We start from the raw sequence: 21,025 nt of genomic DNA on the forward strand, positions 1-21,025 counted from the left end.
CCTATAGGGGGAGCAGAGTCGATCGCGGCGGCGCAGGATTCATGGAACGCAGTCTCTTTTCCTACATCTGGCGGCATAGCCGGCCCGAACAGGTCGTGATCCTGCTGCTGGTGTTCCTCGCCCAGCTTTTCTACTTCATGTCGCTGACGGTGCCGAAATCGGTCATCAACAACGGCATCCAGGGAAACGCGTTCAAGGACAGCAAGACCATCCCGTTCCTGGTCTGGGAACTGGACCTCACCGCCATCTTTCCGGGCAAGGTCATCCGCTTCTTCGACGGTTTCCAGGTCGACCAGCTCCAGTACCTGGTGGTGATGAGCTTCGTGTTCCTGGGCGCGGTCGTCGTGAACGGCCTGTTCAAGAAGACGATCAACACCCAGAAGGGCCGCATGGGCGAGCGCATGCTGCGCCGCCTGCGCTACGAACTGTACGATCGCATCCTGCGCTTCCCGCCGGCCCACTTCCGCAAGGTCAAGCAGGCCGAGCTCGCCACCATGGTAAAGGACGAAGTCGAGCCGCTGGGCGGCTTCATCGGCGACGCCTTCGTCCAGCCGATGTTCCTGGGCGGCCAGGCGCTGACGGCCATCATCTTCATCATGATGCAGAACTGGCTGCTCGGGATCATCGTGATCGTCCTGCTCGCCGTGCAGATGTCGATCATCCCGCGTCTGCGCAAGCCCGTGCTCGTGCTGGGCCGCCAGCGGCAGATCTCGGCCCGCCAGCTCGCCGGACGCATCGCCGAGACCGCCGACGGCGTGCACGAGATCCACATCCATGGCGCGGCCAACTACGAACGCGCCGATATTGCCGAGCGGCTGGGCCTGATCTTCAAGATCCGCTTCGACCTCTACCAGAAGAAGTTCGTCGCCAAGTTCTGGAACAACATCCTGTCGCAGGCGACGCCCTTCGCCATCTACCTGGTGGGCGGCTACTTCGCGATCACGGGGCAGATGGACGTCGGCGCCGTGGTCGGTGTGCTGCTCGCCTACAAGGACCTGCCGTCGCCGATCAAGGAGCTGATCGACTGGGACCAGCAGCGCCAGGACGTGCAGATCAAGTACGAACAGGTGATCGACCAGTTCCAGCCCGAAGGCATGATGCCGCCGGAGCTCCAGTCGATCCCCGATGGACCGCCGCCGCCGCTCGGCAAGCAGCTGGCGCTGACCGGGGTCGTCGTGACCGAGGACGGTCGCGTGAAGCAGCTCGACAGCCTCTCGCTCACCCTGCCGACCAACGGTCGCGTGGCCGTGATCGGCGGCTCGGGTTCGGGCAAGGAAGTGCTGGGCCAGGTGCTGGCGCGGCAGACCCTGCCGGCCAGCGGCACGATCCGCATCGACGGCAAGGATTTCTTCCAGCTGCCCGAGTATGTCATCGGCGCGCGGCTGGCCTATGTCGGGCAGGACACCTACCTGTTCCCGCTCTCCGTCCGCGACAATCTCCTGTTCGGCCTGAAGCTGCGGCCCGTCGCGGCGGCCACCTATGACGAGGCCACGAAGGCGATCCGCGAGGCGTTCTGGAAGGAATCGGAGCGCGCCGGCAATCCGGCCTTCGATCCCAATGCCGACTGGGTCGACTACGAGCTGGCCGGCGCGACCGGCCCGGCCGATCTGCTGCCCTGCATGGTGCGGACACTGAAGCAGGTCGAGCTCGACGAAGACATCTATTCGTTGGGCCTGCGCGGCACCGTCGACGCAGCCGCGCGCCCGGACCTGGCCGAGAAGATCCTGAAGGCGCGGCATACGCTGCACGAGCACCTGCAGGACGGCAGCTATGCCGGCCTGGTCGAACCGTTCAACGACGACCACTACAACAAGAACCTGTCGGTCGCCGAAAACCTGCTGTTCGGCACGGCGGTGGGCAAGCAGTTCGACGGCGACAATCTCGCGGCGGACCCCTACGTGATGTCGGTGTTGCGCAAGACCGGGCTCGACGTCGACCTGCAGCGCATGGGTCTCAGCATCGCCGAGACCATGGTCGAACTCTTCTCCGGCCTGTCGCCCGACAATCCCCTGTTCGAGCAGTACAGCTTCATCTCGGCCGACGAGCTGCCGAACGTCCGCCTGCTGCTGCAACGCCTCGGCGGCAAGGGCATCGAAGCGGTGCCCGAGGCCGACCGCATCCGCCTGATGACCCTGCCGTTCCGCTACATCGAGGCGCGCCATCGTCTCGGTCTGATCGACGCGGCCATGGAGGAGCGGATCCTGGGTGCCCGCCGCGCCTTTGCGGAGGGCCTGCCGGCCAATCTGCGCGACGCCGTCGAGTTCTACGATTTCGAGCGCTACAACAGCTCGGCCACCCTGCAGGACAACATCCTGTTCGGCCGCCTGGTCTATGGCCAGGCGCAGGCCGGCGAGCGCATCGGCACCCTGATCGCCCAGGTGTTCGACGAACTCGGCCTGCGCGATTCGGTGATCGAGGTCGGCCTGGAGTACAATGTCGGCGTCGGCGGCAAGCGACTGCCGGCGAGCCAGCGCCAGAAGCTCGGAATCGCCCGCGCCCTGATCAAGAGGCCGCAGCTCGTGGTGGTCAACGAAGCGGTGGCCATGTTCGACGGCCGCACCCAGGACCGCATTCGCGACAATATTCTGGCTGACGCTTCGGAACGGGACTGCGGCGTGTTCTGGATCGCCAACCGGCCCAACCAGGCCGAGCCGTTCGAGCAGATCGTCGTTATGCAGGGTGGCCGTGTGGTCGCCCAGGGATCGCCGTCGGAGCTGGCGGCAAGAGGCGGGCTCTATACCGAGCTGATGGCGTCGGTGTAGGGCGCATCGAGGAGGACGCGATGAACCTCAACGAAGAGGTGGAGCTGCTGAAGGGTGTGCCGATCTTCTCGAAGGTCGAGCAAGCGAGGCTCAAGCTGCTGGCCTTCACCAGCGAGCGGGTGAACTTCGGCATCGGCCAGGAGGTCTGTCACCAGGGCGATCCCGGCGACACGATGTACGTGATCCTGGGCGGCACGGCCGACGTGCTGATCGACACGCCGAGCGGCCAGATCTCGGTGGCCGAGATGAAGCGCAACAGTTTCTTCGGCGAGATCGCCATTCTGTGCGACGTGCCGCGCACCGCGACCATCAAGGCCAAGGAGCCGCTGGCGACGCTCAAGATCACCAAGGACATGTTCTATCGCCTGGTCGCGGAATTCCCCGAGATGGCCATCGAGATCATGCGCGAGCTGGCGCACCGTCTCGAGGACACCAACCAGAAACTCCGCGCCGCCACCAAGGCCGGCTGATCCTAGAGAAAGCTGATCGTAGGGAAATGAGTCGGCTCGACAGTTTCATCGCGCGCATGCAGGCGCAGCGCGACTGCCTGAACTTCCTGAAGCCCGCGGTCGATGCGATCCCCGGCCCGTTGCTCGAAGTGGGCCTGGGCAACGGTCGCACCTACGATCATCTGCGCGAGCTGTTTCCCGGACGCGACATCTATGTGTTCGAGCGCAAGGTGGCGGCCCATCCCGACTGCATCCCGCCCGATGATCGCCTGTTCCTCGGCGATGCCGACAAGACGATCCCCGAAGCCGCGCAGAAGCTCGGCGCAACGGCCGCGCTGATCCACACCGATCTCGGCACCGGCGATCACGAAGCCAACGTGGCCATGGGCAAGTGGCTGGGGCCGGCGCTCGACAGGCTGGTCGGGTCAGGCGGCTACGTGCTGGCCAACCAGGCGCTCGAAGTACCCCGCTGGCAGCGCCAGCCCGACCCGCCGGGCGTGCCGGCGGGCCGCTACTTCCTGTATCGCGTGCGTTAGCGGCTCATCTGCCGAAGAGCTGCACGAGAGCCAGCAGGACGATCGCGCCGATCACCGAACCGATGAAGCCGGCCGGCCGGCCGGCGCGGTAGAGGCCGAGCGCCTGACCGCCGTAGGTCGCGATCACCGATCCGACGACGCCGACCAGGACGGTGATCCAGAAGCCCTGGATCTGCTCGCCGGGACCGATCCAGCGGGCCAGGAGACCGACCACGAAGCCGATCAGGATGGTGAAGATTATTTGCATCATGGCAGGCTCCCCCTAAACCTCGAACGTCGCCGACACGGGCACATGGTCCGACGCCTTCTCCCAGTCGCGCAGATCGACGTCGATGTGGTGGCTGCGAATCGCCCCGGCAAGAGCGGGGCTGGCCAGGATATGATCGAGCCGGCGGCCGCGATTGGAAACGCGCCAGTCGGTGTTGCGATAGCTCCACCATGAATAGAGCTTCTGGTCTTCGGGCACGAACCGGCGCGGCACGTCGATCCAGTCGAGCGAGGCCTGGAGCCGTCCGAACAATTCCACTTCGACCGGCGTGTGCGAGACGATCTTGAGGAGCTGCTTGTGGCTCCACACGTCATGCTCCAGCGGCGCCACGTTGAGATCGCCCACGGTGACGCGGCGCAGGCCCTTGCGGGCGCGCGGGCCGGGCTTGCGCTCGGCGTACCAGGCGGCCATCTCGCGATAGAAATCGAGCTTGTGCGCGAACTTCACGTTGAGGTCGGGATCGGGAATGTCGCCGCCCGCGGGGATGTAGAGATTGTCGAGCAGGATCGGATCGCCGCCGACATCGAGCGCGACCTCGATATGCCGGCAATCCTCCTTGCCGCAGCGATGGTGGATGTTGCCGGCGGCGAACGGCACCTTGGAGAGGATCGCCACGCCGTTATAGGCCTTCATCCCCTGTACGAAGCGGTGGGTGTAGCCCATGCGCTCGAAGGCCTCGTGCGGGAAGAATTCGTCCGGGCACTTGGTCTCCTGAAGGCACAGCACATCGGGCTGGCGCAACTTCAGGTACCGTTCGACGTTTCCGATCCGCAGCCGAACCGAGTTTATGTTCCAGGTCGCAATGGTGAGACTCATCGCCGGGCACTATAGACGATCCGGAGAAGATCTCGCCGGGAACATCTCGACCAAGGAGACCGAGCCATGCAGATGGATGGCGACCAGAGCAGCAACATCGAGGACCGCCGCAGCGACGGCGGGATCGGCGGCGGTGGATTCGGCGGCGGCGGCTTTCCGATTCCGATGGGCGGAGGCGGCGGCGGCCTGTTCAAGGGCGGCTTCGGCCTGGTGGCCTTCGTCGTCATCGCCATGATCATGGGCGCCGATCCGGGCGCCATCCTGAGCGACATTACCGGCGGCGGAGGCGGCACCTCGAGCTACGCGCCAGCGCCTCCCTCCTCCTCGGCCAGCCGCACGCCGGGCACGCCCGCGCCCGCCGGCGATTCCGAGACCCAGTTCGTCTCGCGCGTGCTGAAGAGCACCGAGGATGTCTGGCACGAGATCTTCCAGGGCATGGGCCGCCAGTATCGCGACCCCAAGCTGGTCCTGTTCCGCGACGCCACGCGCACCGAGTGCGGCGTCGGCCAGGCGGCGATGGGTCCGTTCTACTGTCCGGCAGACCAGCGGGTCTATCTCGACCTCGGCTTCTTCGACGAGCTGGCGCGCCGCTTCAAGGCCCCCGGCCAGTTCCCGCAGGCCTATGTGATCGCCCACGAGGTCGGCCATCACGTGCAGAACCAGCTCGGCATCTCGGCCAAGGTCCAGCAGATGCGCCAGAGCATGAGCAAGCGCGACGGCAACGCCCTGTCGGTGCGCACCGAACTCCAGGCCGATTGCTTTGCCGGCGTCTGGGCCAACCGCGCCGACCGGCAGCGCGGCGGCAAGATGATCGACGACAAGGACGTCGATCAGGCGCTGGCCGCTGCGAGCGCGATCGGCGACGACGCGCTGCAGAAGCAGAGCCAGGGCCGCGTCGTGCCCGACAGCTTCACCCACGGCAGCAGTGCGCAACGCGCGCGCTGGTTCCGCAAGGGTTTGGAAACGGGCGATCCCCGTCAGTGCGATACGTTCAGGGCGCAGCAGCTCTAGCGCGTTCATACGCGCTGGCGGGCGGCAGCGCTTTCATAAGCGCGAGAGCCCGCGCGGTGCAGAATAGACAAGAACGCGCCACTTAAGAGCGGAGGTTACTCCGCTCGCAGTGGCGCGCCCCAGCATTAGACCAGCACGCACGTCACCGTGCCGCAGCCGTCGACGAAGCCCGACAGCGTGTCGCCCTTCACCACTGCGGCCACGCCGTCGGGCGTGCCGGTGTAGATCAGGTCGCCCGCCGCCAGCTCGACGAGGCCGGACAGATAGGAAATCGTCTCCGGCACGCTCCAGATGAGGGCGTTGAGATCGGACTTCTGGCGGGTCTTGCCGTTGACGTCGAGCTGGATGGTGCCCTTCGACGGATGGCCGATCTTCGCGGCAGGATAGATCTCGCCGATCGGCGCGGACTGGTCGAAGCCCTTGCCCATGTCCCACGGGCGGCCCATGTCCTTGGCCTGGTTCTGGAGATCGCGACGCGTCATGTCGAGGCCGACGCCGTAGCCGTACACATGGTCCAGCGCCTTTTCGACCGGGATGTCGCTGCCGCCCGACTTCATCGCCACGACCAGCTCCATCTCGTGGTGCAGGTTCTTGGTGGCGGGCGGATAGGCGACCTTGGTGGGGTTCTTCGGGTCGGCGCAGATCACGATCGCATCGGCCGGCTTGGTGAAGAAGAACGGCGGCTCGCGGTCGGGATCATGTCCCATCTCGCGGGCATGGGCGGCATAGTTGCGGCCGACGCAGAAGATGCGGCGGACGGGAAACAGGTCGCCGGTTCCGTGGACCGGCACGCCGACGATCGCCGGCGGCGTAACGACATAGGCCATCTCATTCTTCTCCCGATTGAAACCCTTGAAATGCTCTAGCCAGTGGCAGCGATGCGGCGCGGCGAAGCCTCCGGCACATCGTCGTCGAGATGCCGTGACAGGATCCGGCGATTGGTCGCGACGAGATGCTCTTCGACGACCCGGCAGAACGTCTCGCCGTCGCCGGCGGCCAGCGCGTTGATGATCTCCTGGTGGGCCGACATGGAGTCTTCGAGCGCCGGCGCCTCGCGGAAGGCTCGCCAGCGGAACAGGTTCAGTTCCTTGTTCAGGCTCTTGTAGATCTCCGACAGGCGCGCGTTGCCGGCGATGTCGATCAGGCTGTGATGGAATTCCTCGTTCAGCGCGTAATAGCGCGACAGGTTTCCGAGTTTTGCCTGCTGCTCGATCTTGGCCACGAGCGCGCGCAGAGCCGCGATTTGCGCGGGCCTTATGCGCTCCATGATCAGCTTGTTGATGTGACGGTTCAGCACGAGCTTGATCTCGCACAGCTCCTCGGCCGAGCGCCGCGAGATCTTGCGCACGAAGACGCCGCGGTTGGTGATGATCTCGACCAGGCCGGCCTGTTCCAAGCGCCGGCACGCTTCCCGGATGGGCGCGCGACTGAGGCCGTTGCTGTCGCTCAGGGCCTTTTCGTTGATCGGATCACCGGGCTTCAGCGTGCCGTCCATGATCATTCGCTCCAGCTCGTCGAAGACGAGAGAGACGAGGGAGGGCCGCTTGGCGATTTTCAGCGCAGTCATGTCGGACGGCACACTAGTCGATTGACACGATTTGGTAAATTATAGATTGTCGACAATTCGCAATTGCAGTCCGAGGGAGCAACGCATGATCGTCGGCATCGACCACATCGAACTCGTCGTGAAGGATGTGAAAGAATTTGTTGAGTTTTATCAAAAGCTTGGCTTCAAGCTGCTGACCTGGACCGACCATCATGGCGGCTCTGCCGAGCTGCAGATGCCGGGCGAGAATTCGCCGATCTTCGAGATCCACTCGGTCATGACCGAGGAAAATCCCGGCATCAACCACATCTCCTTCAAGGTCGTGGACATCGACAAGACCCACGCCGAGCTCGTCGCCAAGGGCATCAAGTTCCACAAGGACGTCCATCCCTCGCGCGCCACCGGCCGCAAGAACGCCCTGCTGCGCGATCCCGACGGCTGGCGCCTCCAGCTGAGCGACGCCGAGCGCGGCGAGCCCGAGCCCGGCCGGAGCTAAGGACAACCGAAACCCGGATCGACGAGGCGCCAGTGAACGACGTCCTGCTGAACATCGAGGGTCTGCACACCTACTTCTTCGCCGACGAAAAGGTCGCGAAGTCGGTCAGGGGCGTGGACCTTTCGATCGGCAGGGGCGAGACGCTGGGCCTCGTCGGCGAATCCGGGTCGGGCAAGAGCGTGACGGCGCAGTCGATCCTGCGCCTGATCCAGCAGCCGGCCGGCCGCATCGTGCAGGGCCGGATCGTCTTCGAGGGAACGGATCTTGCCTCGATTGGGGAAGAGGAGATGCGCCGCATTCGCGGCAACAGCATCTCAATGATCTTCCAGGAGCCGATGACCTCGCTCAATCCCGTGATCCGGATCGGCGAACAGATTGCCGAAGTCGTCCGGCTGCATCGTGGGTTGCCGCCGCGCGAGGCCCTGGCCTACGCGACGAACATGCTGGCGAAGGTCGGCATCGCCGATCCGGCCAGACGCATCACACAATTCCCCCACGAGCTGTCCGGCGGCATGCGCCAGCGGGTCATGATCGCCATCGCCCTCGCCTGCGGCCCCCGGCTTCTGGTCGCCGATGAACCCACGACTGCGCTCGACGTCACCATCCAGGCGCAGATCCTCGACCTGATGCGCGCGCTGCAGCGCGACTCCGGCGTCTCGATCCTATTGATCACCCACGACCTCGGCGTCGTGGCGGAGATGGCCCAGCGCGTTGCCGTCATGTATGCCGGGCAGATCGTCGAGCACGCTGACGTCGCCTCGCTGTTCGGGCGTCCGCTTCATCCCTACACCGAAGGGCTGATGGCCTCGATCCCGCGCCTGGACGAGCCGCCGCCTCCGGACAGGATGCTGCCGGCCATCGCCGGCATGGTGCCGAACGTCCACGACCTCCCGGTCGGCTGTGCCTTTCAGGATCGCTGTCCCAAGGTCCATGAGCGCTGCCGCCTCGAAGAGCCGCCGCTCGCCGCGGTTGGAACCACGCACGATGTGAGGTGCTGGCTCCATGTCGCCTAGCGCGCTGCTCGAGATCGAAGGACTGAAGAAGCACTTTCCCGTGCGCGGGCGGCTGTTCAACCGCAGCACCGATTCGGTGAAGGCGGTCGACGGCGTGAGCCTCAGCGTACGCAAGGGCGAGACGCTGGGTCTGGTGGGCGAATCCGGTTGCGGCAAGAGCACACTCGGCCGCTGCCTGCTCAGGCTCGAGGAGCCGACCAGCGGCAGCATCGTGTTCGACGGACAGGATCTCCTGACCCTCGACAGGCCGGCAATGCGCCGTCTGCGCCGGGACATGCAGATCATCTTCCAGGATCCCTATTCGTCGCTCAATCCGCGCAAGGCCGTGGGCGGAATCATCGGCGAGGCCTTCCGCGTGCACGGCCTGCACAAGGGCGCCGCACGGCGGCGCAAGGTCGAGGAGCTGCTAGCGCTGGTCGGGTTGCGGCCCGAGCACTACGACCGCTTCCCGCACGAGTTCAGCGGCGGCCAGCGCCAGCGCATCGGCATTGCCCGTGCGCTGGCCCTCGATCCGAAATTCATCGTCGCGGACGAAGCCGTCTCCGCGCTCGACGTCTCGATCCAGGCGCAGATCCTCAACCTGCTGGTGTCGCTGCAGCGACGCCTCGGCCTCACCTACGTCTTCATTTCGCACAATCTGGGCGTGGTGCGTCACGTCAGCGATCGCGTCGGCGTCATGTATCTCGGCAAGATCGTCGAGCTGGCACCGACCGGTGCACTGTTCGCGGCGCCCGCGCATCCCTACACCGAAGCGCTGCTGTCGGCCGTGCCGCGGACGAGGGTGGCTACCGCCACCACGCGCATCATTCTGGCGGGGGACCCGCCGTCGCCGCTGCGCCCACCATCGGGATGCGCCTTCCATCCGCGCTGCCCACACCGCCAGGACATCTGCGCACGCGAAACGCCGCCGCTGCACAACATCACGCCGGACCGCGCGGTTGCCTGTCACTTCCCGCTCCACGCCTCGGCGACGACGACGCCCGCCGCGGCCGCCTGAGATGCCGTGTCCCGCCCCCCCAGCCGAGGAGATGACGATGACGTCGCACCGCCTGCCTGCCTCGAGACGCCAGATCCTTGCGATGTTCGGCCTCGCCGCCGTAGGAGCCGGCGCAACGTCGGCCCTGCCCGGCGAGGCGCATGCCCAGGCCGGCAAGAAGGGCGGCACGATGGTCGTCGCCCTGCCGGGCGACGTCGAGGTCATCAACTCCTCGATCACGACCGATATCTCGTCGAGCAACATGTGCGGACAGGTCTACAGCACGATCGTCCGTCTCGACGACGACGGCAACGTGCAGCCCTATCTCGCGAAACAATGGGAGATCTCACCCGACGGCCTGACCTATACGTTCCGCTTCTTCGAGAACGTCACCTGGCACGACGGCAAGCCATTCACCGCGGAAGACGTGACCTGGGGACTGTGGAACGTCAACCGCAAGTACAACGGCCCGGCCTCCGGCCTGTTCGAGGCCGTCGAATCGATGACGGCGACCGACAGGTACACCGCCGTCTTCAAGCTCAAATATCCCTATCCGCCGTTGCTGCGCGGCCTCGCCTATTTCAACAGTTCGACGATCATCCCCAAGCACATCTTCGACACTGGCGAGGACCCGCGGAAGAATCCGGCCAATCTCAAGCCGGTGGGCACCGGCCCGTTTGTGTTCCAGGAATACCGCAAGGGCAGCCACGTCACCTTCGTGCGTAACCCGAAATTCCACCTCGAGAACCGCCCGTATCTCGACCGGTTGGTGTTTCAGGTCATTCCCAACGAGGCCGCGCGGGCGCTCGCACTGGAAAAGGGCGATATCGATTTCATTCCCTACTACTCGATGTCGCTGGCCGAGGTTGAGCGGCTGAGAGGCAATCCGAAAGTGAAGATCGCGATCGCCAAGCGCCAGATCGCCGGCGAGTACATGGTCTTCATCAACACGCGCAACGCGCCGCTGAACAAGAAGGAAGTCCGGCAGGCGCTGTTCTATGCGATGAACCGCGACGAGATGCTGGCCAAGGCAGGCTTCGGCTTCGGCAAGGTGTCTGCCGGACCGATCTCGTCGGAACAGCCGATCTTCTACACTGCCGACGGCCGCACCTACCCGTACGATCCCGCGCGCGCCGAGAAGATGCTGGACGAAGCGGGCTTCCCGCGCGGCGCATCCGGTAACCGCTTTTCGTTGCGCGTCAGCTTCTCGCAGTCCGAAGGACCGCTGAACAACGTGGCGCGGCTGATGCGCACCTACTTCGCCAAGATCGGCGTCGACCTCAAGGTCATGGGCATGGACCCCTCGGCCTGGCGCGACTCGGCGTTCCGCAACTGGGACTTCGACTTGACGATGGGGACCTATGCCACGGGCCCCGATCCGGCGATCGGCGCCGAGACCTTCTACATCTGCAAGCGCATCGAGAAGATCCCCGGCCGCAACGCCTCGGGCTACTGCAATCCCAAGGTCGACGAGCTGTTCGCCACCGCGGGACAGGAGCTCGACGAGAAGAAGCGCGTCGTCCTCTATCACGAGGCGACCAGGATCCTGACCGAGGACGTGCCGCATTTCTGGTTGTGGGACCGCTACTACCCGGTCGCCTTCAACGCCAACCTCACCGGCCTGCCGGGCGATCCGACGGGCTATGGCCCGTTCGACCAGACGCGCTGGATCAAGTAGCCCATGACCGTGGGCTTCTATCTGCTGCAGAGGCTGCTCTATACCGTGCCGCTGCTGTTGGGCGCGGTGACCATCGTCTTCGTCCTCGTGCATCTCGCGCCGGGCAACCCGGTCGATTACATCATCGGCGAATCCGGCGCCGACAAGGAAATGATCGCGCGCCTCACGGCCGACATGGGCTTGGACCGTCCGCTCTACATCCAGCTGCTGCGCTATCTCGGCCAGGTGGCGACCGGCAACCTCGGCTATTCGTTCGTGTCGAGCACCCCCGTGCTCGAGCTGATCCTCGACCGGCTGCCGGCGACCCTGCTGCTGATGGCCAGCCAGCTCGTCTTCTCCATCTCGCTGGGCATAACGCTCGGCGTCCTGTCGGCACGGCGCCCCAACTCGCTGCTCGACAACACGATCACGGTCTTCTCGCTGGCGAGCTTCGCCATTCCGGTCTTCTGGCTGGGCCAGCTCCTGATCCTGGGCTTCGGCTACTATCTCGACTGGCTGCCGATCCAGGGCATGGTCAACCTGCGCGCCGGTTACACCGGCTTCGACCACGTGCTCGATGTCGGCCGGCACATGATCCTGCCGGTGGCGACCCTCACGCTCTACAACCTCGCCCTGATCCTGCGCCTGACGCGCGGCAGCCTGCTCGAGGTGGTCGGGCAGGAATACATCAAGGTCGCGCGCTCCAAGGGCCTCTCCGAGAACACGGTGATGGTCAAGCATGCGCTGCGCAACGCGCTGCTGCCGGTCGTCACGGTGATCGGCCTGGAGTTCCGCGCGCTCATCGCCGGCGCGGTGCTGACCGAAACAGTCTTCGCCTGGCCGGGCCTCGGCCGGCTGACCTTCGACGCCATCAACGCGCGCGACTATCCGCTGCTCATGGGGATGTTCATCTTCATCTCCCTGCTGGTGGCGATCGGAAACCTCGTGACAGACCTGCTCTATGCCCTCCTCGATCCCCGCATCCGCTATCAATAGGGAAGGGCCGGCCGCCATGGTGCCCGCAAGAGTCCGCCCGTCACGCCAGGTCTGGCTGCGCTTCCGGCGCAAGAAGACGGCCCTGTTCGGACTGGCCGGCGCGGTGCTGTTCGTCGCCGTCGCGGTGTTCGCGCCGCTGCTGGCGCCTTACAACCTGATGGACATGGGTCCGTCGTTCCAGCCGCCGGGCGCAGGGCACATTCTGGGCACCGACAGCCTGGGCAGTGACGTGCTGAGCAACATGATCCTGGGCACGCGCACGTCGCTGATCGTGGGCCTCTGCGCCGTGCTCACGTCGAACATCATCGGCCTCACGGTCGGCGCCATCGCCGGCTACTTCGGCGGCCGCACCGACAATATCCTGATGCGCGTCACCGAGATGTTCCAGATCCTGCCGCAGTTCTTCCTGGCCATTATCGTGGTGGCGCTGTTCGGGTCGAGCATCTGGAACATCGTCTTCGTCATCGGCATCCTGACCTGGCCAGTGACGGCGCGGCTGCTGCGCGCCGAATTCCTATCCCTGCGCAAGCGCGAGTTCGTCGATGCCGCGCGCGCACTCGGCATGTCCGATTTCGACCTGATCGTGCGCGAGATCCTGCCCAACGCGCTGCCGCCCATCATCGTCAATGCCAGCCTGCAGATTTCCGGCGCCATTCTGCTCGAGGCGAGTCTCAGCTTCCTGGGGCTGGGTGATCCCGACGCGATGAGCTGGGGGATCATGCTCCACAACGCACAGGAATATTTCAATCGGGCCTGGTGGATGGCGGCCTTCCCTGGCCTCGCCCTGTTCGCGACGACCCTCGCTCTCAACCTGATGGGCGACGGGCTGAACGACGCGCTCAATCCTCGACTGCGGACCTAACCGTCGCTTTCGCCCCGGCGGCCGAACCTCTATGAAGGCCGCCGGAGTTCCAGAACATGACTGACGAGAATGTCCTGATCGTGCAGGCCGATACGGCCGAAGGCTCGCTGGCATGGGCCACCCTGGGCGAGCGGCGCTGGCGTTGCACTGTGGGTGCAGGCGGCATCCGCGAAGACAAGGTGGAGGGCGATGCCGCCACGCCGGTCGGCGAATTCCCGCTGCGCCGCATCTACTACCGCAACGACCTGGTGGTCCTGCCCAAGCCCAACTCTCCCAAGAGCGCCCTGCCGGCGCGGCCGATCGGCGAGCATGACGGCTGGTGCGACGACCCGCGCTCGCCCAGCTACAACCGGCTGGTCCATATCCCCAACGAGTGGGGCGCCGAGAAGATGTGGCGCGAGGACGGGCTGTACGATCTCGTCGTCGTGGTCGGCTACAACGACGATCCGCCGGAAGGCGAATGGGGCAGCGCCATCTTCCTCCACATCGCGCGCGACGATTACGCCGGCACGCAAGGCTGCGTGGCCTTTGCGCGGAACGATCTCCTGGAGCTGCTGCCGCTCCTGAACCGTGAGACGCGCCTGCGCGTGCTGTCGCATTCGGCCGCCGAGGAAGCCCCGCCGCCGTCGGAAGAAGACGCACACGCGAAGCAGTTCGAGGATTTCGACGAAAAGGATTGGTGAGCGCTGACTGTTGTTGCCGGCAAATTTGTCATCCCGAGCGTAGCGAGGGACCTTTAACGGCTTCAACGCAAAGGTCCCTCGCTACACTCGGGATGACAATGATGCCTTATCCGACCATCCGGCCGATCGCCCGCGCCGTGTAGTCGACCAGCGGGATGATGCGGGCATAGTTGAGGCGGGTCGGGCCGATCACGCCGATGGCGCCCAGGATGCGTTCCTGGGAGTCGCGGAAGGGCGCCACCACCATCGAGCAGCCGGTGTTGGCGAACAGCGGGTTGTCGGCGCCGATGAAGATCTGGACGCCCGACGCGGTGTTGGCGAGTTCGAGCAGGCGCACGAAGCTCTCGCCGCGCTCCAGCGCATCAAAGAGTATGCGCACGCGCTCCAGATCCTCGATCGCCGTGATGTCCTCGAGCAGGCGGGCCTGGCCGCGCACGATCAGCGACCCGCCGCCCGGCTCGCCCGACCAGGTCGCGAGACCCGATTCGATCACGCGCGCGGTGAGGTCGTTCAGCTCGGCACGCTTCAGCTTGATGTCCTCGAGGATCAGCCGCCGCGCCTCGTCGAAGGTGCGTCCGCTCAGCCGCGCGTTGAGATAGTTGCTGGCCTCGGTCAGCGCCGACGGCGGCATGCCGATGGGCGTGTCGATGACGCGGTTCTCGACATGACCCGACTGCGTCACCGTCACGACGAGCGCGCGGCCGGGGCCGAGATTGACGAACTCGATGTGCTTCAGCGGCTGCTCGGTCTTGGGCGCCATCACGAGGCCGGCGCAGCGCGACAGGCCCGACAGCATCGCCGTCGCCTGCTCCAGCGCCTCGGTCACGGTGCGACCCGACGTGGCGCAGCGCGCCTCGATCGACTCGCGCTCCTCCTCGGAGACGTTGCCGACCTCGAGCAGGCCGTTCACGAACAGTTTCAGCCCGGCGTCGGTCGGTAACCGCCCGGCCGAGGTATGCGGGGCATAGAGCAACCCGGCATCCTGCAGGTCGGCCATGATGTTGCGAATCGTGGCCGGCGACAGCGTCTCGGTGAGCTTGCGGGTCAGGGCGCGCGAGCCGACCGGCTCGCCGGTCTCGACATAGCCTTCCACCACGTGGCGCAGCACCTCGCGCGCGCGATCGTTGAGTTCCGCCACGGAGGCGGCACGCTGTCCTGTGGGGGGCTCGGCAAGGGCGCCCCCGGAGATGCCGATGCGGTGGATCGCCATGGAAAAAATGTAGGTAGTGTGGGCAGGGTGGTCAATGAACGCCGGCTCGGAGGCCGGCCTCGAAACAAGGGATCGTGGCTGGATTCACCAGCGTTCGGGCGCTACACCGGCCGCCCGCCCCTCAGGAGAAATAAATGCGCCCATCAGGCCGCGCCCCCGATCAGCTTCGCCCGGTTTCCCTGGAACCCGGCTTCTCCCGTCACGCCGAGGGGTCGTGCCTGGTCAAGTTCGGCGACACCCATGTCCTCTGCACCGCCTCGGTCGACGAGAAGGTGCCGCCGTGGATGCGCAATACCGGCCGCGGCTGGGTCACCGCCGAATACGGCATGCTGCCGCGCTCGACCCATACCCGCACGGACCGTGAGGCCGCGCGCGGCAAGCAGTCGGGCCGCACCCAGGAAATCCAGCGCCTGATCGGCCGCTCGCTGCGCGCCGTTGTGAATCTGCAGGCCATGGGCGAGCGCCAGATCAACATCGATTGCGACGTGCTGCAGGCCGACGGCGGCACGCGCACCGCCAGCATCACCGGCGCGTGGGTGGCCCTGCACTTCGCTTACGAGCGCCTGATCAAGGACGGCAAGCTGGCGGTCAGTCCGCTGACGGGCACGGTCGCGGCGGTCTCGTGCGGCCTGTGGGAAGGCGCCCCGGTCCTCGACCTCGACTACCCCGAGGATTCCAAGGCCGATGCCGATGCCAACTTCGTGCTGACCGGCGCCGGCGGCATCGTCGAGGTGCAAGGCACGGCCGAGAAGGACCCGTTCACCGAGGCGCAGTTCCTGGAACTGCTCGCCCTGGCCAAGAAGGGCATCGGCGAACTGGTGAGCCTGCAGAAGCTGGCCATCGGGAAGAGCTGATGGCGCGGCGCTTCGCCCTGCCCAGGCTCGTTGTGGCGACCCACAATCGCGGCAAGGCGGGCGAGATCCGCTCCATGCTGGCCCCGTTCGGCGTCGAGATCGTCTCGGCCGCCGATCTCGGCCTGCCGGCGCCCGACGAGACGGGAACGACCTTCGAGGACAATGCCACCCTGAAGGCGCTGGCAGCGGTGCGGGGAAGCGGCCTTCCCTCGCTCGCCGACGATTCCGGCCTCAGCGTGCACGCGCTCGATCACCAGCCCGGCGTCTACACCGCCGACTGGGAAGGGCCGACGCGCGACGCCATGGTCGGCATGCGCCGGATCCAGGACGAGCTCGCGGCGCGCCAAGTGCCCCAGACCGACGCGGCGCGGCTGGCGACCTTCCATTGCGTGCTGGCGCTGGCCTGGCCCGACGAGCATGTCGAGCTGTTCCACGGCACGCTCGACGGCGCCATCGTCTGGCCGCCGCGCGGCACCGGCGGCCATGGCTACGATCCCTGCTTCCAGCCGGTCGGCGAGACGCGCACGACGGCGGAAATGTCGGACACCGAGAAGAACGCCATCAGCCATCGTGGCCGCGCCTTCCGGATGATGGTCGAGGCCTGCTTCGAATGAGCCCGGCGCCCCTGGGCGTCTATGTCCATTGGCCCTTCTGCAAATCGAAGTGCCCCTATTGCGACTTCAACAGCCATGTCCGCGACGGCGTCGAGCAGGCGCGCTGGCGGGCGGCGCTCCTGCGCGAGCTGGAGCACGCCGCCCGCGAAGCGCCGGGCCGCCGTGTCGAGACGATGTTCTTCGGCGGCGGCACGCCCTCGCTGATGGAGCCCGAGACCGTCGCGGCGCTGATCGCGCGCACGCGGCAGCTCTGGGACAGTGCGCCCGAGATCGAGATCACGCTGGAAGCCAATCCGACGTCGGTCGAAGCCGGCCGCTTCGCGGCGCTCGCTGAAGCCGGCGTCAATCGGGTCTCGCTGGGCGTGCAGGCACTCGACGCCGCGTCGCTGAAATTTTTAGGCCGCGAGCATTCCACGGACGAAGCACTCGAAGCACTGGCCACGGCGCGTCGCCATTTTGCGCGTTACTCATTCGACCTGATCTACGCGCGGCCCGGCCAGACGCCGGAGGCGTGGGCCGACGAGCTGGAGCGCGCGCTCGCACTGGCCGGCGAACATCTGTCGCTCTACCAGCTCACCATCGAGCGCGGGACGCGCTTCTTCACCGACCACGCCCGCGGCACCTTCGTCTTGCCCGATGAAGAAGCGTCCGCCGCCATGTTCGAGCATACGCAGGCGCGGCTCGAACAGGCCGGGCTCCCGGCTTACGAGATTTCCAACCACGCCCGGCCGGGGGCTGCCTGCCGCCATAATTTGATCTATTGGCGGTATCAGGATTACGTCGGCATCGGGCCCGGCGCCCATGGCCGCTTCGCCGAGGGACGCGCCAAGAACGCGACCCGGCGGTCGAGCGGACCGGAAGCCTGGCTGGAGTCCGTCGAGCGCGTGGGCCACGGCACGGCGGAGACGTCGACGGTCGAGGGACGGGATCTGGTGGAGGAGGCTTTGATGATGGGACTGAGGCTGGCCGACGGCATCGACCGCGCCACCTTTGCGTCCGTCACCGGCGTCGATCCGGTCGAGGCCCTCGACGGTGCGCGTCTCGACCCGCTGGTGCGGGCGGGCTTCCTCGAAGTCGACGCCACCCATCTGCGCGCGACAGCCGAAGGCCGGCAACGGCTCAACGCGCTGCTGGAACGGCTGGTCGCATGAGGCCACTGCTCAGTCTTGTGGCGCTGGTCGCAATGACGGCCGTCGCGTCGGCCCAGCCGCAACAAACGCCGGCGCAGCCGCAGCAGAAACCGGCGGCAAAACCCGCAGCGGCCGCCAAACCCGCCGCGACGCCGGCCGCCAAGCCGGGACCGAAATCGCCGTTCGCGCCGGCAGCGTTCAAGATCACCATCGCCACCGAGGGCGCCTTTCCGCCGTTCAACTATCTCGATCGCAAGGGCATGCCGGCCGGGTTCGAGATGGAGCTGGCGCAGGAAGCCTGCCAGCGCATCAAGGCGGAGTGCGAGTTCATCGCGCTGAAGTGGGACGAGCTGATCCCCGGCCTGCTGGAGAAGAAGTTCGACATCATCATGTCGTCGATGGAAGTGACGCGCGAGCGACGCCAGCGCATGGGCCTGTCGCGCCGCTACTACCTGTCGCCCGGCGCCTTCATCGCGCCCAAGGGCGCTCCCTATGACGGACCGCCGTCGCTTCTGCGCAACAAGCGCATCGGCATCCAGAAGGATTCGACGCATGCCGACTGGGCCGACAAGAGCTTCCGCCGCTCCGCCCAGCTCAAGCGCTACGCCTCGGTCCAGGAAGCGCTGACCGCGCTGGCCAACGAAGAGGTCGACGCGGTGTTCGGCGACAAGGCGCAGCTCTGGCTGTGGAGCCAGAAGCCGGAAGGCAAGTGCTGCGAACTGGTCGGCCAGGACATCAAGGACACGCAGACCCTGGGCGTCGGCGTCGCGGCCGGCCTGCGCAAGGAAGACGCCAAGCTGCGCGAGGCGCTGAACAAGGCCTTCGGCGAAATGATGACCGACGGCACCTACAAGAAGATCAACGACAAGTATTTCCCCTTCGTGCTGAATTAGGCGCATCGATCTATCGTTGGAGCGCGCCACTCCAGTGGCGCATCAGAGACAACCTCACCTTTGCTCTGAACTAAAAGCGACGACCACTAACTCTTGTCATCCTGAGCGCAGCGAAGGATCTCACGCCCGCTACCGAGTGCTTTGGTCGGTGCGCTAGGTCCTTCGCTGCGCTCAGGACGACAGTTAGGCCGCGTTGATCGCGGCGAAGGCTTCGAAGGCGTCTTCGACGAGGCTGACGTGGTGGATCATCGAGGCATGGGCGCCGGCGGCGTCGCCGGAGACGATGGCGCGGACGACGGCGTCGTGTTCCTGGTTGGAGCGTAGCAGCCGGCCGTCCACGCGGAACTGGGCGCGACGGTAAGGGCCGACGCGGCGGCGCAGGTTCATCGCGTATTCGGCCAGCGGCGCATTGTGCGCGCCGGCATAGATCGCCGAGTGGAAGGCGACGTTGGCATCCGAATAGGCTTCGGTGTCGCCCGCCGACGCCAACGCCATCATCGCTTCGTGACGCGCCTGCAGACGGCGCCGCTCGATCGGCGTCATGCTCATGGCCGCGAGCCGGGCGCAGGTCGCTTCCATCTCGGCCATGGCCACGAACAGGCTTTCGATCTCCTCGGGCGTCGCCTTGGACACGATCGCGCCCTTGCGCGGTCGCATGTCGATCAGGCCGCTCATCGCCAGCTGGCGCAGCGCTTCGCGGACCGGGGTGCGCGACACGCCATGCTGCTCGGCCAGGCCCACCTCATCGAGGCGTTCGCCGGGCGGCAACCTGCCGTTGAGGATGCCGTCGGCGATTGCCGCGGCGAGTTTGTCGGCGAGGGTCGGGTTGGTGTCGGTGCGCATGCCGACTTGCATACAAGATGGATGCCAAAGCCGGAATTGCACTCATCCATGCACAAAAAGAATGCAATGCGGTGAAATTGCATACAATTCGAGCGGCCGAACTGCCGATTTCTCGCGGATTCGCCTGATTTTGGGGCCTCCAAGGCGTGGCACACCGCTTGCTGTTTCCCTTACGGGCCGCGACGGCCGGACAAGCGATCGAGGGGGACGTTCGATGATCGACAAGTTCAATATCGGCCGACGGGCACTTCTGGGCAGCGCGGCGGGCGCGGCCGTTCTCGGTCTCGCGGGCGGCGCCCAGGCGCAGAAGCCGCTGGTGGTGGGCTTCATCTATGTCGGGCCGCGCGACGACTACGGCTACAACCAGGCCCATGCCGAGGGCGCGGCCGTCCTCAAGAAGATGGCCGGCGTGAAGGTCGTCGAGGAAGAGAAGGTGCCGGAGACGGTCGCCGTCGAGAAATCGATGGAGAGCATGATCAACATGGACGGCGCCACGCTGCTGTTCCCGACCTCGTTCGGCTACTTCGACCCGCACATGCTGCGCATGGCGGCCAAGTATCCGAAGATCCAGTTCCGCCATTGCGGCGGCCTGTGGACCGCGGGCAAGAACCCGATGAACACCGGCAGCTACTTCGGCTACATCGACGAGGCGCAGTATCTCAGCGGCATCGTCGCCGGCTCGACCACCAAGACCGGCAAGATCGGCTTCGTCGCCGCCAAGCCGATTCCCCAGGTCCTGCGCAACATCAACGCCTTCACCCTGGGCGCGCGTTCGGTGAATCCCAAGGTCACCTGCCAGGTGATCTTCACCGGCGACTGGTCGCTGCCGGTCAAGGAAGCGGAGGCCACCAATTCGATGATCGCGCAGGGCGTCGATGTCGTGACCTGCCATGTCGACAGCCCGAAGGTCGTGATCGAGACCGCCGAGCGCGCCGGCATCTACACCTGCGGCTACCACACCAACCAGGCCAAGCTCGCGCCCAAGGGCTATCTCACCGGCGCCGAGTGGCAGTGGGAGAAGATCTACGTCGACTTCGTCGAGACGATGAAGAAGGGCGGCGTGCCGGGCAACTTCGTGCGCGGCGGCCTCAAGGAAGGCTACGTCAAGAATTCGCCGTTCGGTCCGGCGGTCTCGGACGCCGCCAAGGCCAAGGTCGAGGCGGCCCGGAAGGGCATCGTCGACGGCAGCTTCGCGATCTTCAAGGGGCCGCTGAAGGACAACAAGGGCAACACCGTCATCGCCGCCGGCACGACCTACACCCAGACCGAGCCCGTCCTCGAGGGCATGAACTACCTGGTCGAAGGCGTCCTGGGCGCGACGTCGTAAGCGCCGCGCACGTGACATCGAGCTCTTCCCCTCCCACCGTATGACGGCAGGGCTATCGCATATGAATAAAGGATCCCTCACTT

The 21,025-nt window shown here is 65.9% G+C and carries 22 protein-coding genes; 16 read left to right on the forward strand and 6 right to left on the reverse strand.

All coding sequences use genetic code 11. The features are described from left to right. Window positions 1-41: 41 nt before the first annotated feature. The 3 genes from ACP15H_RS24360 to ACP15H_RS24370 are packed head-to-tail and all read left to right on the forward strand — an operon-like array spanning window position 42 to window position 3,747. Window positions 42-2,762: an ABC transporter transmembrane domain-containing protein gene (locus ACP15H_RS24360; protein ID WP_425068714.1), complete on the forward strand. Its 2,721-nt coding sequence runs from the start codon at window positions 42-44 to the stop codon at window positions 2,760-2,762. A 20-nt stretch (window positions 2,763-2,782) separates the two neighbouring features. Further along, a complete protein-coding gene (locus ACP15H_RS24365) occupies window positions 2,783-3,232 on the forward strand; it encodes a cyclic nucleotide-binding domain-containing protein (RefSeq protein WP_425068715.1) in 450 nt (149 codons plus the stop codon). 26 nt (window positions 3,233-3,258) lie between these two features. Then, complete coding sequence (locus tag ACP15H_RS24370; RefSeq protein ID WP_425068716.1) at window positions 3,259-3,747, forward strand: class I SAM-dependent methyltransferase; 489 nt, start codon at window positions 3,259-3,261, stop codon at window positions 3,745-3,747. A 4-nt stretch (window positions 3,748-3,751) separates the two neighbouring features. Here the strand turns inward: ACP15H_RS24370 and ACP15H_RS24375 are convergent, their stop codons facing one another. Further along, the gene (locus ACP15H_RS24375; RefSeq protein ID WP_324505122.1) at window positions 3,752-3,997 is read right to left on the reverse strand and encodes a GlsB/YeaQ/YmgE family stress response membrane protein; all 246 of its coding nucleotides are present in this window, start codon (window positions 3,995-3,997) and stop codon (window positions 3,752-3,754) included. A 12-nt stretch (window positions 3,998-4,009) separates the two neighbouring features. After that, a complete protein-coding gene (locus tag ACP15H_RS24380; RefSeq protein ID WP_425068717.1) occupies window positions 4,010-4,831 on the reverse strand; it encodes an exodeoxyribonuclease III in 822 nt (273 codons plus the stop codon). 66 nt (window positions 4,832-4,897) lie between these two features. Between ACP15H_RS24380 and ypfJ the strand changes: the two genes are divergently transcribed. Continuing rightward, on the forward strand, window positions 4,898-5,842 hold the full coding sequence (ypfJ, locus tag ACP15H_RS24385; protein WP_425068718.1) for a KPN_02809 family neutral zinc metallopeptidase: 945 nt from the start codon (window positions 4,898-4,900) through the stop codon (window positions 5,840-5,842). A gap of 125 nt (window positions 5,843-5,967) precedes the next feature. Here the strand turns inward: ypfJ and ACP15H_RS24390 are convergent, their stop codons facing one another. Together ACP15H_RS24390 and ACP15H_RS24395 are read right to left on the reverse strand one after the other, a co-directional pair. Then, entirely contained in the window at window positions 5,968-6,669 is a 702-nt protein-coding gene (locus ACP15H_RS24390; RefSeq protein WP_425068719.1) for a fumarylacetoacetate hydrolase family protein, read from the reverse strand. Window positions 6,670-6,704: 35 nt separating this feature from the next. Then, window positions 6,705-7,409: a GntR family transcriptional regulator gene (locus ACP15H_RS24395; protein ID WP_425068720.1), complete on the reverse strand. Its 705-nt coding sequence runs from the start codon at window positions 7,407-7,409 to the stop codon at window positions 6,705-6,707. An 85-nt stretch (window positions 7,410-7,494) separates the two neighbouring features. Here ACP15H_RS24395 and ACP15H_RS24400 point away from each other — a divergent pair, with 85 nt between their 5' ends. The 7 genes from ACP15H_RS24400 to ACP15H_RS24430 are packed head-to-tail and all read left to right on the forward strand — an operon-like array spanning window position 7,495 to window position 14,071. Beyond that, a complete protein-coding gene (locus ACP15H_RS24400) occupies window positions 7,495-7,884 on the forward strand; it encodes a VOC family protein (protein WP_425068721.1) in 390 nt (129 codons plus the stop codon). A 32-nt stretch (window positions 7,885-7,916) separates the two neighbouring features. Beyond that, window positions 7,917-8,897 carry an ABC transporter ATP-binding protein gene (locus ACP15H_RS24405; RefSeq protein ID WP_425068722.1) on the forward strand — a complete coding sequence of 327 codons (981 nt, stop codon included), beginning with the start codon at window positions 7,917-7,919 and terminating at the stop codon, window positions 8,895-8,897. Further along, complete coding sequence (locus tag ACP15H_RS24410) at window positions 8,887-9,894, forward strand: ABC transporter ATP-binding protein (RefSeq protein ID WP_425068723.1); 1,008 nt, start codon at window positions 8,887-8,889, stop codon at window positions 9,892-9,894. Before ACP15H_RS24405 ends, ACP15H_RS24410 begins: the two co-directional genes overlap by 11 nt. A 37-nt stretch (window positions 9,895-9,931) precedes the next feature. Continuing rightward, window positions 9,932-11,551, forward strand: a complete 1,620-nt coding sequence (locus ACP15H_RS24415) for an ABC transporter substrate-binding protein (RefSeq protein ID WP_425068724.1) — start codon at window positions 9,932-9,934, stop codon at window positions 11,549-11,551. A 3-nt stretch (window positions 11,552-11,554) separates the two neighbouring features. After that, window positions 11,555-12,526: an ABC transporter permease gene (locus ACP15H_RS24420; RefSeq protein WP_425068725.1), complete on the forward strand. Its 972-nt coding sequence runs from the start codon at window positions 11,555-11,557 to the stop codon at window positions 12,524-12,526. Window positions 12,527-12,542: 16 nt separating this feature from the next. Next, window positions 12,543-13,388, forward strand: coding sequence for an ABC transporter permease (locus ACP15H_RS24425; protein WP_425068726.1), 846 nt, complete (start codon window positions 12,543-12,545; stop codon window positions 13,386-13,388). 56 nt (window positions 13,389-13,444) lie between these two features. Continuing rightward, a complete protein-coding gene (locus ACP15H_RS24430; protein WP_425068727.1) occupies window positions 13,445-14,071 on the forward strand; it encodes a L,D-transpeptidase family protein in 627 nt (208 codons plus the stop codon). Between the two features lie 106 nt (window positions 14,072-14,177). On the opposite strand, the gene hrcA is transcribed toward ACP15H_RS24430, so the two are convergent. Further along, window positions 14,178-15,281 (reverse strand): heat-inducible transcriptional repressor HrcA, encoded by a 1,104-nt coding sequence (gene hrcA / locus ACP15H_RS24435; protein ID WP_422009245.1) that lies wholly within the window; start codon window positions 15,279-15,281, stop codon window positions 14,178-14,180. Window positions 15,282-15,415: 134 nt separating this feature from the next. Here hrcA and rph point away from each other — a divergent pair, with 134 nt between their 5' ends. From rph to ACP15H_RS24455, 4 genes are read left to right on the forward strand one after another with little or no spacing between them, the layout of a single operon-like run. Then, window positions 15,416-16,135: a ribonuclease PH gene (rph, locus tag ACP15H_RS24440; RefSeq protein ID WP_425068728.1), complete on the forward strand. Its 720-nt coding sequence runs from the start codon at window positions 15,416-15,418 to the stop codon at window positions 16,133-16,135. Then, window positions 16,135-16,749, forward strand: a complete 615-nt coding sequence (rdgB, locus tag ACP15H_RS24445; protein ID WP_425068729.1) for an RdgB/HAM1 family non-canonical purine NTP pyrophosphatase — start codon at window positions 16,135-16,137, stop codon at window positions 16,747-16,749. Before rph ends, rdgB begins: the two co-directional genes overlap by 1 nt. Then, on the forward strand, window positions 16,746-17,900 hold the full coding sequence (gene hemW, locus ACP15H_RS24450; protein WP_425068730.1) for a radical SAM family heme chaperone HemW: 1,155 nt from the start codon (window positions 16,746-16,748) through the stop codon (window positions 17,898-17,900). The genes rdgB and hemW overlap by 4 nt, the downstream gene beginning before the upstream one ends. After that, the gene (locus ACP15H_RS24455) at window positions 17,897-18,772 is read left to right on the forward strand and encodes a transporter substrate-binding domain-containing protein (protein WP_425068731.1); all 876 of its coding nucleotides are present in this window, start codon (window positions 17,897-17,899) and stop codon (window positions 18,770-18,772) included. Before hemW ends, ACP15H_RS24455 begins: the two co-directional genes overlap by 4 nt. A gap of 183 nt (window positions 18,773-18,955) precedes the next feature. Here ACP15H_RS24455 and ACP15H_RS24460 read toward each other — a convergent pair whose 3' ends face one another. Then, window positions 18,956-19,615: a GntR family transcriptional regulator gene (locus ACP15H_RS24460; protein WP_425068732.1), complete on the reverse strand. Its 660-nt coding sequence runs from the start codon at window positions 19,613-19,615 to the stop codon at window positions 18,956-18,958. A 214-nt stretch (window positions 19,616-19,829) separates the two neighbouring features. On the opposite strand from ACP15H_RS24460, the gene ACP15H_RS24465 reads away from it, so the two are divergent. Continuing rightward, window positions 19,830-20,942, forward strand: coding sequence for a BMP family ABC transporter substrate-binding protein (locus tag ACP15H_RS24465; RefSeq protein ID WP_425068733.1), 1,113 nt, complete (start codon window positions 19,830-19,832; stop codon window positions 20,940-20,942). Window positions 20,943-21,025: the final 83 nt, after the last annotated feature.

This window comes from Reyranella sp., from assembly GCF_965249915.1.
Classification (GTDB): domain Bacteria; phylum Pseudomonadota; class Alphaproteobacteria; order Reyranellales; family Reyranellaceae; genus Reyranella.

Bases quoted from the DNA above. Each gene is read 5' to 3' on its own strand.
- hrcA (WP_422009245.1), bottom strand. From the start codon at position 15,281: ATGGCGATCCACCGCATCGGCATCTCCGGGGGCGCCCTTGCCGAGCCC.
- ACP15H_RS24425 (WP_425068726.1), top strand. From the start codon at position 12,543: ATGGTGCCCGCAAGAGTCCGCCCGTCACGCCAGGTCTGGCTGCGCTTC.
- hemW (WP_425068730.1), top strand. From the start codon at position 16,746: ATGAGCCCGGCGCCCCTGGGCGTCTATGTCCATTGGCCCTTCTGCAAA.
- ACP15H_RS24415 (WP_425068724.1), top strand. From the start codon at position 9,932: ATGACGTCGCACCGCCTGCCTGCCTCGAGACGCCAGATCCTTGCGATG.
- ACP15H_RS24365 (WP_425068715.1), top strand. From the start codon at position 2,783: ATGAACCTCAACGAAGAGGTGGAGCTGCTGAAGGGTGTGCCGATCTTC.
- ACP15H_RS24380 (WP_425068717.1), bottom strand. From the start codon at position 4,831: ATGAGTCTCACCATTGCGACCTGGAACATAAACTCGGTTCGGCTGCGG.
- ACP15H_RS24430 (WP_425068727.1), top strand. From the start codon at position 13,445: ATGACTGACGAGAATGTCCTGATCGTGCAGGCCGATACGGCCGAAGGC.
- rdgB (WP_425068729.1), top strand. From the start codon at position 16,135: ATGGCGCGGCGCTTCGCCCTGCCCAGGCTCGTTGTGGCGACCCACAAT.
- ACP15H_RS24375 (WP_324505122.1), bottom strand. From the start codon at position 3,997: ATGATGCAAATAATCTTCACCATCCTGATCGGCTTCGTGGTCGGTCTC.
- ypfJ (WP_425068718.1), top strand. From the start codon at position 4,898: ATGCAGATGGATGGCGACCAGAGCAGCAACATCGAGGACCGCCGCAGC.
- ACP15H_RS24465 (WP_425068733.1), top strand. From the start codon at position 19,830: ATGATCGACAAGTTCAATATCGGCCGACGGGCACTTCTGGGCAGCGCG.
- ACP15H_RS24390 (WP_425068719.1), bottom strand. From the start codon at position 6,669: ATGGCCTATGTCGTTACGCCGCCGGCGATCGTCGGCGTGCCGGTCCAC.
- ACP15H_RS24410 (WP_425068723.1), top strand. From the start codon at position 8,887: ATGTCGCCTAGCGCGCTGCTCGAGATCGAAGGACTGAAGAAGCACTTT.
- ACP15H_RS24400 (WP_425068721.1), top strand. From the start codon at position 7,495: ATGATCGTCGGCATCGACCACATCGAACTCGTCGTGAAGGATGTGAAA.
- ACP15H_RS24370 (WP_425068716.1), top strand. From the start codon at position 3,259: ATGAGTCGGCTCGACAGTTTCATCGCGCGCATGCAGGCGCAGCGCGAC.
- ACP15H_RS24460 (WP_425068732.1), bottom strand. From the start codon at position 19,615: ATGCGCACCGACACCAACCCGACCCTCGCCGACAAACTCGCCGCGGCA.
- ACP15H_RS24420 (WP_425068725.1), top strand. From the start codon at position 11,555: ATGACCGTGGGCTTCTATCTGCTGCAGAGGCTGCTCTATACCGTGCCG.
- rph (WP_425068728.1), top strand. From the start codon at position 15,416: ATGCGCCCATCAGGCCGCGCCCCCGATCAGCTTCGCCCGGTTTCCCTG.
- ACP15H_RS24395 (WP_425068720.1), bottom strand. From the start codon at position 7,409: ATGACTGCGCTGAAAATCGCCAAGCGGCCCTCCCTCGTCTCTCTCGTC.
- ACP15H_RS24455 (WP_425068731.1), top strand. From the start codon at position 17,897: ATGAGGCCACTGCTCAGTCTTGTGGCGCTGGTCGCAATGACGGCCGTC.
- ACP15H_RS24360 (WP_425068714.1), top strand. From the start codon at position 42: ATGGAACGCAGTCTCTTTTCCTACATCTGGCGGCATAGCCGGCCCGAA.